The organism is Brevibacterium sanguinis, assembly GCF_039528855.1.
In the GTDB taxonomy this organism is placed as follows: domain Bacteria; phylum Actinomycetota; class Actinomycetes; order Actinomycetales; family Brevibacteriaceae; genus Brevibacterium; species Brevibacterium sanguinis.
In genome coordinates this window covers 309,092-323,465 of sequence record NZ_BAAAMB010000006.1, presented here as the reverse complement: position 1 = coordinate 323,465, position 14,374 = coordinate 309,092, and the positions used below count along the sequence as shown (strand labels likewise).

The 14,374-nt window shown below is 68.7% G+C and carries 10 protein-coding genes; 4 read left to right on the top strand and 6 right to left on the bottom strand.

From position 1 onward, the window contains the following. Window positions 1–41: 41 nt before the first annotated feature. The 5 genes from ABD154_RS08185 to ABD154_RS08165 form a co-directional block, all read right to left on the bottom strand. Window positions 42–2,141 (bottom strand): BCCT family transporter, encoded by a 2,100-nt coding sequence (locus tag ABD154_RS08185; protein WP_344251049.1) that lies wholly within the window; start codon window positions 2,139–2,141, stop codon window positions 42–44. An 880-nt stretch (window positions 2,142–3,021) separates the two neighbouring features. Further along, on the bottom strand, window positions 3,022–3,813 hold the full coding sequence (locus ABD154_RS08180) for an ABC transporter ATP-binding protein (protein ID WP_198500487.1): 792 nt from the start codon (window positions 3,811–3,813) through the stop codon (window positions 3,022–3,024). Between the two features lie 3 nt (window positions 3,814–3,816). Next, window positions 3,817–4,812, bottom strand: a complete 996-nt coding sequence (locus ABD154_RS08175) for an ABC transporter permease (RefSeq protein ID WP_198500486.1) — start codon at window positions 4,810–4,812, stop codon at window positions 3,817–3,819. Between the two features lie 168 nt (window positions 4,813–4,980). Continuing rightward, entirely contained in the window at window positions 4,981–5,964 is a 984-nt protein-coding gene (locus tag ABD154_RS08170; RefSeq protein ID WP_198500485.1) for an ABC transporter substrate-binding protein, read from the bottom strand. A 257-nt stretch (window positions 5,965–6,221) separates the two neighbouring features. Further along, window positions 6,222–8,528, bottom strand: coding sequence for a prolyl oligopeptidase family serine peptidase (locus ABD154_RS08165; RefSeq protein WP_344251032.1), 2,307 nt, complete (start codon window positions 8,526–8,528; stop codon window positions 6,222–6,224). 239 nt (window positions 8,529–8,767) lie between these two features. Here ABD154_RS08165 and ABD154_RS08160 point away from each other — a divergent pair, with 239 nt between their 5' ends. The 3 genes from ABD154_RS08160 to ABD154_RS08150 are packed head-to-tail and all read left to right on the top strand — an operon-like array spanning window position 8,768 to window position 12,073. Beyond that, window positions 8,768–9,850, top strand: coding sequence for a Bug family tripartite tricarboxylate transporter substrate binding protein (locus ABD154_RS08160; RefSeq protein ID WP_232623828.1), 1,083 nt, complete (start codon window positions 8,768–8,770; stop codon window positions 9,848–9,850). Next, complete coding sequence (locus ABD154_RS08155) at window positions 9,847–10,533, top strand: tripartite tricarboxylate transporter TctB family protein (RefSeq protein WP_198500483.1); 687 nt, start codon at window positions 9,847–9,849, stop codon at window positions 10,531–10,533. Before ABD154_RS08160 ends, ABD154_RS08155 begins: the two co-directional genes overlap by 4 nt. Before the next feature lies 1 nt (window position 10,534). Next, window positions 10,535–12,073, top strand: a complete 1,539-nt coding sequence (locus ABD154_RS08150) for a tripartite tricarboxylate transporter permease (RefSeq protein ID WP_344251031.1) — start codon at window positions 10,535–10,537, stop codon at window positions 12,071–12,073. 84 nt (window positions 12,074–12,157) lie between these two features. On the opposite strand, the gene ABD154_RS08145 is transcribed toward ABD154_RS08150, so the two are convergent. Then, window positions 12,158–13,711 (bottom strand): MFS transporter, encoded by a 1,554-nt coding sequence (locus ABD154_RS08145; protein WP_344251030.1) that lies wholly within the window; start codon window positions 13,709–13,711, stop codon window positions 12,158–12,160. A gap of 106 nt (window positions 13,712–13,817) precedes the next feature. Here ABD154_RS08145 and ABD154_RS08140 point away from each other — a divergent pair, with 106 nt between their 5' ends. Beyond that, the gene (locus ABD154_RS08140; protein WP_198500480.1) at window positions 13,818–14,339 is read left to right on the top strand and encodes a TetR/AcrR family transcriptional regulator; all 522 of its coding nucleotides are present in this window, start codon (window positions 13,818–13,820) and stop codon (window positions 14,337–14,339) included. Window positions 14,340–14,374 lie beyond the last annotated feature (35 nt).

Below are 14,374 nucleotides of genomic sequence, written 5' to 3'. Positions count from 1 at the left end.
GTCACGGCACCCGCCCTGACCGCCGCGGCAGCGCCGGCGCCTCAGTCACGCGGACGGGATTCCTGCTCACCCCCGGTCTCCACGGCACCGCTGAGGCGGGACCCGGCAGTCGCCTCGGTGGGGTCGGAGTCGGACCCTGCGGCCGCCTCGGCGGGGAGGTCCGTCTCGCTGTCCGGTGAGTCCGCGGACTCCGGGGTCCACCCGTCGGCCCACTGGCCGGTCTCGTAGTCGTAGCCGACGGGTGCGCCGTCCTCGTCGGTGCGCTGGTACCAGTCGGTGTAGTCCTCGTGCTCGGAGTCGATGTCGCCGTTGGCCCCGTCCCCGGGTTCGGTCGGGACGACGTGGAGGGCGAAGTTGTCGCCGTAGGTCTCCGCTCCGGCGACGACAGCGTTGTCGACCGCGTTCTGCGCGTACTTGCGGCGCAGCGCGATCGGGTCGGTGCGCAGCTCCTTCACCCACGCGACGATGATGAGGATCATGACGAGGGCGAACGGCACGGCGGTGACGATGACGAGCTGCTGGAGGCCTTCGAGGGCGCTCGCGTTGCCGAGGAGGAGCATGACGACGGCGATGCCCGACATGACGAGGCCCCAGAACACGACGACCCACTTCTTCGGCGTCTGGTCGCCGCGGCTCGTGAGCATGCCCATGACCACCGACGCGGAGTCGGCGGAGGTGATGAAGAAGATCGCGAGGACGACGATCGCGACAGCCGGCAGCCAGCCGATGCCCGGGAGGTTGCCGATGAGGGTGAAGAACACCTCGGGGGCCTCCATCGTCTCGGTGAACCCGGCCGCACCTTCCCGGTACATCCAGATCGACGTGCCGCCCATGATGCCGTACGCGACGAAGAGGAGGGTCGAGGGGATGAAGATCGTGCCGAGGATGAACTGGCGGATGCTGCGGCCGCGGGAGATCCGGGCGATGAACGTGCCGACGAACGGCGACCACGAGATCCACCACGCCCAGTAGTAGACGGTCCACACCGACTGGAACTCCTGCGTCTCCGATCCCCACGACAGGGACCGGCCCATGAGGTCGAAGAACGAGCCGAGGTACTCCATGAGCGCCGAGGGCAGCAGGTTGAGGAGGAAGAGGGTGGGGCCGAGGAAGAGGACGAGCGCGACGATGCCGACCGTGAGGACGATGTTGATCGACGAGAGGTAGCGGATGCCGCGTGAGACGCCGGAGACCGCGGAGATGATGAAGCCCACGGTGAGGATGCAGATGATGATGACGAGCATCGTGTTCGTCATCGGACCGGCCCCGGACACGATCGTCACACCGGTGCCGATCTGCATCGCGGCGATGCCGAGTGCGGCCGCGGTCCCGAAGAGGGTGGCGACGATCGCGAAGATGTCGACGAGGCGGCCGGCGAAGCCCTCGGTCTGGCGCTTGCCGAAGAGGCTGCGGAAGATCGAGGAGAGGAGGAGAGAGCGGCCGCGGCGGTAGGCGGCGTAGGCGATCGCCCCGCCGACGAGGGCGTACATCGCCCACGCGTGGAAGCCCCAGTGGTAGTAGGTCTGGGCCATCGAGCCGTGGAGGGCCTCGATGGTCTCCGGGTCGTTCGTCAGCGGCGGTGGGGTGATGAAGTAGGTGAGCGGCTCGGAGGGGCCGAAGAAGAGGACGCCGATGCCGATGCCGGCGGCGAAGAGCATCGCGACCCACGCGAACGTGCTGAACTCCGCCTTCTCCCCGTCCTTGCCCAACGGGATCCGCCCGTACGGCGAGAACGCGATGATGAGGAGGGCGACGAGGACGACGATCGCGACGAGGTTGAAGAACCAGCCGACGTTGAGCGTCGACCAGTCGAAGGCGGCCTTCGCGACGGTGGAGACGCTGCCGGGGTCGGCGATGCCCCAGATGACGAACGCGACGGTGAGGCCGCCGGCGATCGCGAAGATCACCTTGTCGATCGAGTACCGGCGCCGCTGTTCGTCGATCGCGATGCCCGGCACGAGGATCGGGTGGATGTCGTGCGGGTACTGCGTCGACGTCTCCTCATCCACCCCGTCCGCCGGCGCCGAGGTGGTTCCGCCTGCGGGTTTGGGACGTGCGTAGTCGAGGGCGCCGAGGCCCTTGCCGGCATCCCGGCTCACCCGCTTGGCGTCGCGGCCGACCCGTTTGGCGTCGGCTCTGATCCGGTCGCGGGAGGCGCGGCGGGCCGGGGTGCGCAGCGACAGGGAGTGCTCGGGCGCCGCGTCGGTGGGCGTGGTGTCGGGCGTGGCCTCAGGGTCAGGTGCGGTGTCGGGCGTGGTGTGACGGTCGTCGGTCGAGTCGCGGGACAAGACGATGGGCCTTTCTCAGTGGTCGGTCTCGGTGACGGGTGATGGGCTGTGGTCCGGTGGCGGGCTGTGATCCGGTGGCGGGCTGTTCTGCGGCAGCGCGTTCGGCAGCTCAGATCGGCGGGTCAGCGGCGTTCAGGGGCACGGCAAAGCCGGCCTGCGGAGTCGTGGCCGGCGGGGAGGAATACGGCGCTCCGGCGCACTTCGTCTGCGTGAGGCGGTGTCGGGCGGTCAGGGGTCTCCACCGCTCGAACTGATGCCTGCCGGCTCCCGCCGCTGCGGGGATTGCCGTTGCGGGGGTTGCCGATGCGGCCGATGCCGTTGCGGGAGTTGCCGATGCGGCCGATGCCGCTGCCGGGATGGCGGCTGCCAGGATGGCGTTTCCGGGGTCGTTCGACCACGGCGGTGTGATCTCGAGCTCCTGGAACTGCCCATGGTGTGGGAGGTTAACAGCTTCGGCGAACCATCTCAAAGGGACGCCGTCATCCAGAGAAACAGCAATCACTCCTGCCGGAATGCAGCGCGCACTCCTGCCTGAATGCAGTGCGCTCCGCTGACCGGCACGGTCGGTGATGAAAACCGTGCTGGTCAGCGCAGCGTCAGTCGAGCGCTACGTCGAATCTCAGTCGAGCGCCGCGTCGAACCTCGATCGAGCGCGCGGAACCTCGGTCGAGCAGCCGCGCCGGACCTCAGGCGAGCAGCCGCGCGGAACCTCAGTCGAGCAGCGCGCCGGACCTCAGTTGAGGAGTGCGCGGTCGCCGAGCGAGGCGCCCTTGAGCTTCGAGAACTCCCCGAGCAGGGCCTCGACCGTCAGCGTCTTCTTCTTCTCGGCGTCGGCTTCGTAGATGATGCGGCCCTCGTGCATCATGATGAGCCGGTTGCCGAGCGAGATCGCCTGCTCCATGTTGTGGGTGACCATGAGCGTCGTCAGCCCGTCGGCGGCGACGATCTTCTCCGTCAGCTCCGTCACGAGCGCCGCCCGCTGCGGGTCGAGGGCAGCGGTGTGCTCGTCGAGGAGGAGGATCCGCGGTTGCGTGAACCCAGCCATGAGGAGGCTGAGCGCCTGCCGCTGCCCACCGGAGAGCAGCCCGACCTTCGTCTTCAGGCGGTTCTCCAACCCGAGTTCGAGGGTCGCGAGTTCGGTCCGGAAGCGCTCCCGCCGCGCCGAGGTGGTCCCCCGCCCCAACCCACGGGACCGTCCGCGCTTGAGCGCGAGCGAGAGGTTCTGCTCGATCGTCAGGTCGGGTGCGGTCCCGGCCATCGGATCCTGGAACACGCGCCCGAGGTAGGCGGCCCGGCGATATTCGGGCTTCTTCGCCACCTCGGCGCTGTCGATCGTGATCGATCCGGAATCGATGGGCAGTCGACCGGAGATCGTGTTGAGCAGGGTCGATTTGCCCGCCCCGTTCGACCCGATGACGGTGACGAAATCGGATTCGGCGAGGGTGAGCGAGAGGTTCTGCAGCGCTTTGCGCTCATTGACGGTGCCGGGGAAGAAGGTCTTCGAGATCGCGTCGATCGTCAGCATGGCTCAGCCTTCCTTCACGGTCGAGGAGCGCGGACCGGCAGTCCCCGCGGAGACGCCGCCCTGTGCGGCATGGACGACGGCCGGATCGTCGGTCGTGCCCTCGGGCAGCTTCGCCGGAGCCCGGTTGCCGCGCGAGCGCAGGGACGGGATCCGCTTGAGGAAGCCCCACCGCGGCAGCAGGAGCGCGACGATGACGAGCAGTGCGGTCGTGAGCTTCATGTCATCGGTGTTGAGGCCCGCGCGCAGCGCGAGGAAGATGATGATGCGGTAGATGACCGACCCGAGGATCGCGCCGAGGCTGGCCATGACGATGTTCCGGTTGCCGAAGATCGCCTGGCCGAGGATGACCGAGGCGAGACCGACGAGGATGAGGCCGATGCCCATGCTGATGTCGGCGAACCCCTGGTACTGCGCGATGAGCGCGCCGCAGAGGGCGACGAGTCCGTTCGACAGCGCGAGCGTGAGCATCGTCGTGTTGTCGGTGTTGACGCCGAGGCTGCGGATCATCTCGCGGTTGTTGCCGGTGGCCTGGATGGCGAGTCCGAGGTCGGTGGTGAGGAACCAGTCGACGAGGAACTTGAGCACGAGGACGAAGGCGATGAGGATCGCGATCGACACCCATGTCCCCAGCCACATGTTCGCCCGCAGCGGGGTGAAGACGGTGTCCTCGCGCAGCAGGGAGAGGTTGGCCTGTCCCATGATCCGCAGGTTGATCGACCACAGGCCGATCATCGTGAGGATGCCGGCGAGCAGTCCGTCGATGCCGCCCTTCGTGTGGAGGAGGCCGGTGATGAACCCGGCGATGAGGCCGGCGCCGACGGCGGCGAGCGTCGCGAGGAACGGGTTGACCCCGGCGATGATGAGGGAGGCCGCGGTGGCGCCTCCCGTGGTGAAGCTTCCGTCGACGGTGAGGTCGGGGAAGTTGAGGACCTTGAAGGTGAGGTAGACACCCAAGGCCATGGCTGCGTAGATGAGCCCGAGCTCCAGCGCTCCGTACATTGCTGTCCGATCAGATCGTCAGGGCATCGCCCTGGTTGCCGTGCCGCCCGGGGACTCGTCCCGGGCGCTGCGCAGGCGGCTCACGCCGCCTGCGGTTGGTGAGAGGGTTGGTGGGAGGGAACACGACGCGGGTCTGCGGTGAGCACTCACCGCAGACCCGCCTCGGCGTCATTCGATGACTTTGTCGGCTTCGTCGATGAGGGTCTGCGGGATCTCGACGCCCTGCTTCTTCGCCGCTTCGGGGTTGACGACGAGCTCGAGGGTCTCGCTCGTCTCGACCGGCATGTCCGCCGGCTTCGCCCCGTCCTGGAGGATCTGCAGCGCCATCGCGCCGGTCTGCTCGCCGAGCTTCGTGTAGTCGATGCCGCGGGTGATCGCCGCGCCCTGTTCGACCTGTCCGGCCTCGGAGCCGACGAGCAGCGCCTGGTTCTTCTCAGCGGCCTGGACCATCGTCGTCACAGCGGAGACGACGTTGTTGTCGGTGGGCACGTAGTAGGCGTCGACCTTGCCGAGGGAGTCGACGGCCTGGCCGAGCTCGCTCGAGTTCGCGATCGTCGCCTCCTTGATCTCGAGCCCCATGCCCTGGGCGGCCTCCTTCGCGAGGTCGACCTGGACCTGCGAGTTGACCTCACCGGAGCTGTAGACGATGCCGACGGTCTTCGCGTCGGGCTTGACGTCCTTGACGAGCTGCAGCTGATCGGCGACCGGGTTGAGGTCGGAGGTGCCGGTGACGTTGCCGCCGGGCGCCTCGTTCGACTGGACGAGGCCGGCCTCGACCGCGTCGGTGACGGCGGTGAAGAGGACGGGCTTGTCGGTGATCGCCTGGGCCGCGGCCTGCGCTGCCGGGGTGGCGACGGCGAGGACGAGGTCGAGGTCGGAGCTCGCGAAGTTCTGCGCGATCGACGTGGCGTTGGCCTGTTCGCCGTTGGCGTTCTGCTCGTCCCAGTCGACCTCGACTCCGGCGTCCTCGAAGGACTTCTTGAACCCGGCGGTCGCCGCGTCGAGGGCCGGGTGCTGGACGAGCTGGGAGATGCCGATGCTGTAGGAGTCCCCGCCGCCCTCACCTCCGCCGCTGTCGCCGCCGGAACACGCCGAGACCGCGGCCATCGAACCGATGGCGACGAGGGCCACGGCCAGTTGCTTGAGACGCATACTTCTCCCCTTTGAAAAATATCGGCCCGGGGCTTGAAGGCTCCGGGGCGAACCGATGACCGCCCCGTCGCTTCGGGGCGGTCGAGCATCAGTCCAACCGTTGACCGACCCCGGGTGTCCTCGGCGTCGAGGACGGGTCGGTGCTGGACGACTGTGATGCTATCAACTCTATTCGGCGCCTCTGACACCAGTAGTCGAAATCACACATCGGGAGACGTTTCGTCTGCAGATCGTTATCTGCACGGCCACGCGTCCGCTCAGGGGGTGATCTGCACGTCCGATCGTCCCAGGACGCGGAGCATCCACGCGAAGTCGAACGCCGTCTCCTTCCACGCGTCGTAGCGTCCCGAGGCACCGCCGTGACCGGCGGCCATCTCGGTGCGCAGCAGCGCATCGGCGCCGACCTCGCGCAGCCTGGCGACCCATTTCGCGGGTTCGACGTAGAGGACCCGGGTGTCGTTGAGGGAGGTCACGGCCAGTATCTGCGGGTGGGCCGCCTCGGCGACGTTCTCATAGGGGGTGTACGAGCGCATGTACTCGTAGACCTCCGGATCGTGGAGCGGATCGCCCCATTCCTCCCATTCGATGACGGTGAGCGGGAGTTCGGGCATGAGGATAGAGGTGAGCGCGTCGACGAACGGCACGTGGGCGCTGATGCCCGCGAAGAGCTCGGGCGCCATGTTCGTCACCGCCCCCATGAGGAGCCCGCCGGCCGAGCCTCCGGTGGCGACGAGCTTCTCCGGGGTCGTCCAGCCTTCGGCGATGAGGTGGCGGGCGACGGCGATGAAGTCGGTGAATGTGTTCGTCTTCACCGTGGTCTTGCCCTCGTCGTACCAGTGGCGGCCCATCTCGCCGCCGCCGCGCACGTGCGCGATCGCGTAGACGACGCCGCGGTCGAGGAGGGAGAGCCGGGCGACGGAGAAGTACGGGTCGACGCTGATCTCGTACGAGCCGTAGCCGTAGAGGACGAGCGGGGCCGGGGCGCCGAGGCGGCCGTCGGGTCCGACATCGACGAGGTCGGTGCGGTAGACGAGGGAGACGGGGATCTCGGTGCCGTCCGCGGCCCGCGCCCAGACGAGGGATTCGCCGTACTGGTTGAGGTCGACGCTGCCGAGCACGGGCTGGCGCTTGAGGACGGTGTCGGCTCCGGTGGCGATGTCGTGCTGGAAGACGACGGCGGGCGTCGACATCGACGTGAACGTCAGGCGGATCGCCGGCTGTTCGAACTCGGGGTTCGGCCCGAGGCCGAGCGTGCCGGTCTCCCGGTCGAAGGGCAGCTCCTCGAGCGGACCGAACGGGGTGCTCGGCGCCCCGGTGAGGGGGACGATGCCGACCCGGGCGAAGCCGCCTCGGCGATAGCTGATGACGATGTAGCCGACGAAGGCGTCGACCTCCTCGATGCGCAGGCCGTCGACGTCGACGAGGACGCGGCGGCCGGTCGTCGTCGGGTCGAGGCTCGTGCCGGCGGGGGCGTCGACGGCGTCCGCGGTCTCCGTGGCGTCGCCGGTCGGGTTCGCGGCGGGCACATCGATGATGTCGAAGTCGGCGCGGTCGCGGTTGTGTGTGATGAGGAAGCGGTCCTCGTGGTCGATGAGGGCGTGTTCGACGGAGTACTCGACGCCGTCGACGCGGGGCCACACCTCGGCCGGGGCCGCCTCGAGGTCGCTCGTCCGCAGCGTCCAGTAGCCGGTCGTCGTCTTCGACCCGGTGACGATGAAGAGGTAGCGGCCGGAGCGGGAGAAGCCGGCGCCGACGAAGAAGCGCTCGTCGGGTTCGTGGAAGATGCAGACGTCGTCGGCGCTGTCGGAGCCCACAGCGTGGCGCCACACCTTCTCCGGGCGCCACGCGTCGTCGACGGTGGTGTAGAAGACGAAGCGGCCGGTCGGGTCGATCGAGGCCCCGGCGAAGGTGTTCTCGATGACATCCGGCAGGTCTTCGCCCGTGGCGAGGTCGCGGATGCGCAGGACGTAGCGCTCGTCGCCGGCGGTGTCGACGCCGTAGAGGAGGCGGGCACCGTCGTCGGTGAGCGAGAACGTCCCGAGCGAGAAGAAGTCCGAGCCCTGCGCCGCCTCGTTCGAGTCGAAGATGACCTCCTCGCCGGGCAGCGGTTCGTCCCCGACCTCCGGCGGCGTCCAGTCCTGCGCGTCCGCGATCGGCACGCGCACGTGGATGCCGTAGTCGAGTCCGGCCCGGGTCCGCGTGAAGTACCAGTACCCGCCGCGCCGGGTCGGCACCGACATGTCGGTCTCCTTGATGCGGGTCCTGATCTCGGTGAAGATCGCCTCCCGCAGCCCGGCGATGTCGGACGTCTGCGCCTCGGTCCACGCGTTCTCCGCTTCGAGGTGGGCGATGACCTCGGGAGATTCCTTGTCCCGCAGCCATTCGTAGTCGTCGACGAAGGTGTGCCCGTGGTGGGTGCGCTCGTGCGGGACCTTCTTCGCCACCGGCGCCGAGGTGGGGGCGGGGGCCGGGGTGCCCGATTCAGCTGCGGTCGGGGTGCCCGCGTCGGGGGCGATCGCCTCGGCGGGGGTCGGATCGGGGTGCGGGGAATCGGAAGACGTCATGTGCCCACCATAGCCACCCGTGCAAGGGGGCCCGGGTGCGAGGGATCGCCGACCCCGGCACACCGCAGCACACTCCAGCACACCCCGCCGTGAGCAGAATGCGCAGAAGGCGCAGAACGCGGCAAACGGGTTTATTGCACTCAACCTCGGACGGTGACCCACGCCACACTAGACTGAGGATTACGTACGTCTTCGCAGGTGAAGGCGTTCTTCGACGATGAAGAAGGGACATCTGCTCAATGATGATGCAGTCATCCGGCAGCGCAGGGCCGCCCGGCGGCCCCGACTCCGGCACCGCCCCCGATTCCGGGGACCCACACAGATCCGGCGGCGTCTCCCGTCGCCTGTTCGGCAAGGTCGCCTACGGCGTCATCGCCGTCGCGGCGATCGGCACGGCGACCGGCTATTCGATCCGCTCCGCCTCGGCGACCGGGGATCTCTCCTCGAATCTCACCCTCATCGCCCCCGCCGGTGCGGGCGGCGGCTGGGACGGATTCGCGCGCGAGACCCAGCAGGCGATGCGCGTGACCCGCATCGCCAACAACGCCCAGGTCGTCAACATCCCGGGCGCCGGCGGCACGATCGGGCTCGGCAAGTTCTCGACGATGGACGGCCAGGCCGACACGCTGCTGGCCACCGGCACCGCGATGGTCGGCGGGATCGCCCTCAACGACTCCCCCGTCGGCTTCGACAACACCACCCTGCTCGCCCGCGTCGCCGAGGACTACGACGTCCTCATCGCCGCCGCCGACTCGCCGTACAACACCCTCGGCGACGTCATGTCGGCATGGCAGGAGGACCCCGAGGGCTTCGTGTGGACGGGCGGATCGGCCGGTTCGGTCGACCACCTGACGATCGCGCAGCTCGCCCTCCTCGGCGACATCCCGCCGTCGTCGATCACCTACATCCCGAAGTCCGGCGGTGGCGAGGCGATCCAGACCCTGCTGTCGGGGACGACGGACTTCGCCTCGACGGGTTTCAACGAGGTCTCCGACCAGATCGAGGCCGGACGCGTCAAAGCCCTCGGCGTCGCCTCTCCCGAGCGCCTCGCCGGCTTCGAGAACATCCCGACGATGAGCGAGCAGGGCTTCGAGGTCACGCTGACGAACTGGCGCGGCTGGCTCGGTGCCCCGGGCATCACCGAGGACGAGACCGCGCAGCTCGTCGACATCCTCGAGGCCACCCGCAACAGCGCGGAGTGGCAGGGCGCCCTCGAGCGCAACAAGTGGACCGATGTGTGGCTGACCGGCCAGGAGTTCGCCGACTTCATCGCCGAGGACACCCGTCGCATCGAAGACCTCCTGAAGGAGCTGGGACTGTGACCACGACGGCGAACAGATCAGGCAATCGCACACGGACCCGCACGGGCCACCTCGGCGAGGGAACCTGGTGGCACGGCCGCTCGGGTCTCCTCGTCCCGCTCATCCTCGGCGCCTTCTCGACGTACCTGCTCATCGGGATCCTCACGATGGACGTCGCCGAGGACGTCGACCCGCCCGGGCCGCAGTTCTTCCCGATGATCATCATGATCGCCGGCTACGCCATCACGGTGCTCCTGGCGATCGCGATCATCCGCAACCCCGAACCCGTCGACGCTGACGCGATCGCCCCCGCCGAGGCGGTCGAGGACAAGGCGTTCTCGACCCCGGTGACCTCGGCGGTCGCGGCCTCCCGGCTGGCTCCGCACGAGGAGGACGAGCCGACCTCGGACCTCAGGGCCATCGCCGAGGCGCGCGCTGAGGACACGACGCATCGCACGCATTCGGACTTCGTCTCGCTCGGCTGGGCCGTCGGCGGATTCGCCGCCTTCGCCGCGATCCTCGAGTTCGCCGGCTGGATCATCGCCGCCGCGCTCCTCTTCTGGTGCGTGGCCCGCGCGATGGGCTCGCGCCGACCGCTGTTCGACCTCACGCTCGCACTGACGGTCTCCTCGCTCGTCTACATCGCATTCGACGTCCTGCTCGGGCTCAACCTGCCCTCGGGAATCCTCGGAGGTGGAATCTGATATGGATGCCGTCCAGTCCCTCTTCGAAGGGTTCACCCACGCATTCACGCCGATGAACCTGCTCTGGGTCATCGTCGGCTGCTTCCTCGGCACCGCCGTCGGCGTGCTGCCGGGCCTCGGGTCGTCGATGGCCGTGGCCCTGCTGCTGCCGATGACCTTCGCCCTCGACCCGACCGGCGCGTTCATCATGTTCGCCGGCGTCTACTTCGGCGGTCTCTTCGGCGACTCGACAATGGCGATCCTCATGAACACGCCGGGCCAGTCCTCGGCGATCGCCTCGACGTTCGAGGGCCACAAGATGGCGAGATCCGGTCGCGCCCCGCAGGCCCTGGCGACAGCGGCGATCGGCGCGTTCATCGGCGGCATCATCTCGTGCATCCTCGTCGTCTTCATCGCCCCGCTGCTCGCCGACCTCTCGACGAGCTTCGGACCCGCGGAGTACTTCGCGCTCGCGCTCTTCGCGTTCGTCGCCACCTCCTCGGTCGTCGCCGACTCCGTGCTCAAGGGCCTCATGGCGCTCGTGCTCGGCATCGGGATCTCCGTCATCGGCATCGACTCGGTCTCGGGCACCGAGCGCTTCACCTTCGGGGAGCCCGAGCTCTTCGACGGCGTCTCGCTCGTCACCGTCACCGTCGCGATGCTCGCCCTCGGCGAGGTCTTCTTCATCGCCTCCCGGATCCGGCGCGCACCGAAGGACAACACGATCAACGCCTCGGGCCGGCCGTTCCTCTCCGGCCGCGAGTTCCGCGAGGCCGCCCCCGCGTGGCTGCGCGGCACGGCGATCGGCCTGCCCTTCGGCGTCATCCCCGTCGGCGGCGCCGACGTCCCGACGTTCATGGCGTACGGACTCGAGCGCAAACTCGACTCGCGCCGCAAGGACCCGCAGTTCGGCAAGGGCGCGATCCGCGGTCTCGCCGCGCCCGAGGCCGCCGGCAGCGCGACGACGGGCATCGCGATGGGAGCGCTGCTCGCGCTCGGTCTGCCGATCTCGGCGACCGCGGCGATCATGCTCGCGGCCTTCCGCCAGTACGGTCTGCAGCCGGGACCGCTGCTCTTCGATCGGGCACCGGAGCTGGTGTGGGCCCTCATCGCGAGCTTCTTCATCGCGATGATCGTCCTCCTCCTCATCAACCTGCCCTTCGCGCCGCTGTGGGCGAAGCTGCTCAAGATCCCCGAGCCGTACCTCTACGGCGGCATCGCGGTCTTCTGCGGGCTCGGCATCTATGCCACCTCGGCGTCGACGTTCGAGCTGTTCGTGCTGCTGGGCATCGCGATCATCAGCTTCGTGCTCAAGCGCTACGGGGTGCCGCTGGCGCCGCTGCTCATCGGCATGGTGCTCGGCCCCCTGGCCGAGACGAGCCTGCGCGATGCGCTGCTGTCCTCGGGCAACGATGCCTCGGTGCTCATCGCGTCGCCGATGAGCATCGTCCTCTACCTCATCCTCATCGCCGCCCTCATCTACACGGGCACCGGCCGGGTCCTCGCCCGCCGGCGGCAGCGGGCACGGGCCGACGACTCCGAGGCCCTCGCCGCTCGCTGACCGCGGGGATGTGAGGCACCGAAGCGCCGAGGTGGGGCAGACGATCAGGTCCTCCCCACCTCGGCGCTTCTCATCGTGGGAGCGTCAGTGCGCAGACACGGGCTCCCGCACCTCAGCGGCCTCGGTCTGCGGTCCGCGGCCGGCGCCCTTGAGGCCGAAGGCCGTGAGGACGGCGGCGGTGAGGACGACGACGGTCGCGCCCCCGGCCGCCCACTGCACGCCGAGGTCGAAGGCGCGCACAACGGTGTCGGCGAGCTCATCGCCGAGGCGGCCGCCGATCTCACCGGCGCGCTCGAGCGCGGATCCGAGCGTCTCGAACGCCGGATCGTCGGCCTTCTCGCCGAGGTGGGAGGCGAGCTGGCGGCCGAAGACCATCGTCGTCAGGCCGCCGAGGACGGCCGTGCCCATGACGGAGCCGAACTCGTAGGCGGTCTCGGAGATCGCCGAGGCGGCTCCGGCCTTGTTCGCGGGCACCGCAGTGAGGATGAGGTCGTTGGTGATCACCTCGGCGGTGCCGATGCCGGCGCCGAGGACGATGAAGGAGATGATCATGCCGGGCACGCTCGGCTCCGGGGTGAACGCGACGAACGCGAGCCCGACCGCGTTGAGGGCGAGCGCGGCGGGGACGACGACGCGGGGCCGGATGCGGGCGACGAGGGGGACGGCGAGGTAGCCGGCCGCGATCGACATGACGAGTCCGGGGACGAGGGCGAGTGCCGCGGTCACCGGGGAGAGGCCGAGGATGAGCTGGAGGACCTGCGTGCCGAAGTAGAGGAAGCCGGCGAGGCCCATGAGGCTGAGCAGGTTCGCCACCACCGCCGAGGTGAACACCGCATTGGCGAAGAGCCGGACGTCGAGCATCGGGTTGGCGGACGCCAGCTGCCGGCGGACGAAGAGGAACCCGGCGATGAGCGAGACGATGACCGTTGCGACGAGGAGCCAGTCGAGGCCCTCGGACATCCCGTGCTTGATGGCGAAGACGAGCGGGGTGAGCGTGAGCATCGAGAGCACGATCGAGAGGGGATCGATGGGGCCGGGGTTCGGGTCGCGCGATTCCGGCAGGAGAAGGAGCGCGGCCGGGATGAAGAGCGCGATGAGGGGGAGGTTGATGAAGAAGATCGAGCTCCAGTGGAAGTGCTCGAGGAGGAGACCGCCGACGACGGGGCCGAGGGCGGCACCGCCGCCGAAGAGCGCGGCCCAGGTCGCGATCGCGATGCGGCGGTCGCGGGGGTCGAGGAAGATGTTGCGGATGAGGGAGAGCGTCGAGGGCATGAGCGTGGCCCCGAAGACGCCGAGGAGGGCGCGGGCGAGGATGAGCATCTCGGGCGTCGTCGAGAACGCAGCGACCAGGGACGCGGCTCCGAAGCCGGTCGCGCCGATGAGGAGGAGCAGCCGCCGGCCGAAGCGGTCGCCGATGCTGCCCATCGCCACGAGGAGACCCGCGAGCATGAGGGCGTAGATGTCGACGATCCACAGCAGCTGCGTGCCCGTGGGGTGGAGGCCCGTGCTGATCGCCGGGAGGGCGAAGCCGAGGACCGTGTTGTCGATGGAGATGAGGAGGACAGGGATCATCAGCACAGCCAGGCCGAGCCATTCACGCCGGCCGGCGCGCACGTGGAGTGTCTGTGGTGAAGTCATGCCTTTACTGTACCGGCCAGACGGTACAGTAATCAAGAGATCGCCCTGGCCCGACGGCGGTGATGTTCGTCGCAGGCGCCTCCTCCCGTCCGCTAGGCTCGTGCGCATGGCACGCAATTCCTCCGACACCCGAGAGAGGCTCCTCGACGCCTTCGACTCCCTGCTCGATGCGCACGGCACGGCGGGTGCGACGCTCGACGCCGTCGCCGCCGAGGCGGGAGTGTCCAAGGGCGGCCTGCTCTATCACTTCGGGTCGAAGGCGAAACTCGTCGAGGGCAGCCTCGAGCGATTGCGAGCCAATGTCGATGCCGACATCGAGACGATGCGGTCATCGGACCAGGGACCCCACATCTACTACCTCGAGACCTCCGCCGAGGTCGGGACTCCCCTCGACCGCAGCCTCATCGCCGCCAGTCGCCTCGCGCAGGAGTACGAGGAGGCCCGCATCGCCCTCAAGGACACCCGGGAGCAGTGGTTCGCGGTGCTCAACGACCACCTCGGCGATCCGCACCTGGCGATGACGATCCAGCTCATCGGCGACGGGATGTACCTCAACCAGAACTTCGGCCTCTCCGAGGAGGAGGCGCTCCTCCACGTGAAGAACGTCCTCGCCCGCCTCGGCCTCTAGGAGCGGGACGCGGCGTCACGAAGTCACCAGCGGTG

Bases quoted from the DNA above. Each gene is read 5' to 3' on its own strand.
- ABD154_RS08180 (WP_198500487.1), bottom strand. From the start codon at position 3,813: ATGCTGACGATCGACGCGATCTCGAAGACCTTCTTCCCCGGCACCGTC.
- ABD154_RS08175 (WP_198500486.1), bottom strand. From the start codon at position 4,812: ATGTACGGAGCGCTGGAGCTCGGGCTCATCTACGCAGCCATGGCCTTG.
- ABD154_RS08170 (WP_198500485.1), bottom strand. From the start codon at position 5,964: ATGCGTCTCAAGCAACTGGCCGTGGCCCTCGTCGCCATCGGTTCGATG.
- ABD154_RS08165 (WP_344251032.1), bottom strand. From the start codon at position 8,528: ATGACGTCTTCCGATTCCCCGCACCCCGATCCGACCCCCGCCGAGGCG.
- ABD154_RS08160 (WP_232623828.1), top strand. From the start codon at position 8,768: ATGATGATGCAGTCATCCGGCAGCGCAGGGCCGCCCGGCGGCCCCGAC.
- ABD154_RS08150 (WP_344251031.1), top strand. From the start codon at position 10,535: ATGGATGCCGTCCAGTCCCTCTTCGAAGGGTTCACCCACGCATTCACG.
- ABD154_RS08145 (WP_344251030.1), bottom strand. From the start codon at position 13,711: ATGACTTCACCACAGACACTCCACGTGCGCGCCGGCCGGCGTGAATGG.
- ABD154_RS08140 (WP_198500480.1), top strand. From the start codon at position 13,818: ATGGCACGCAATTCCTCCGACACCCGAGAGAGGCTCCTCGACGCCTTC.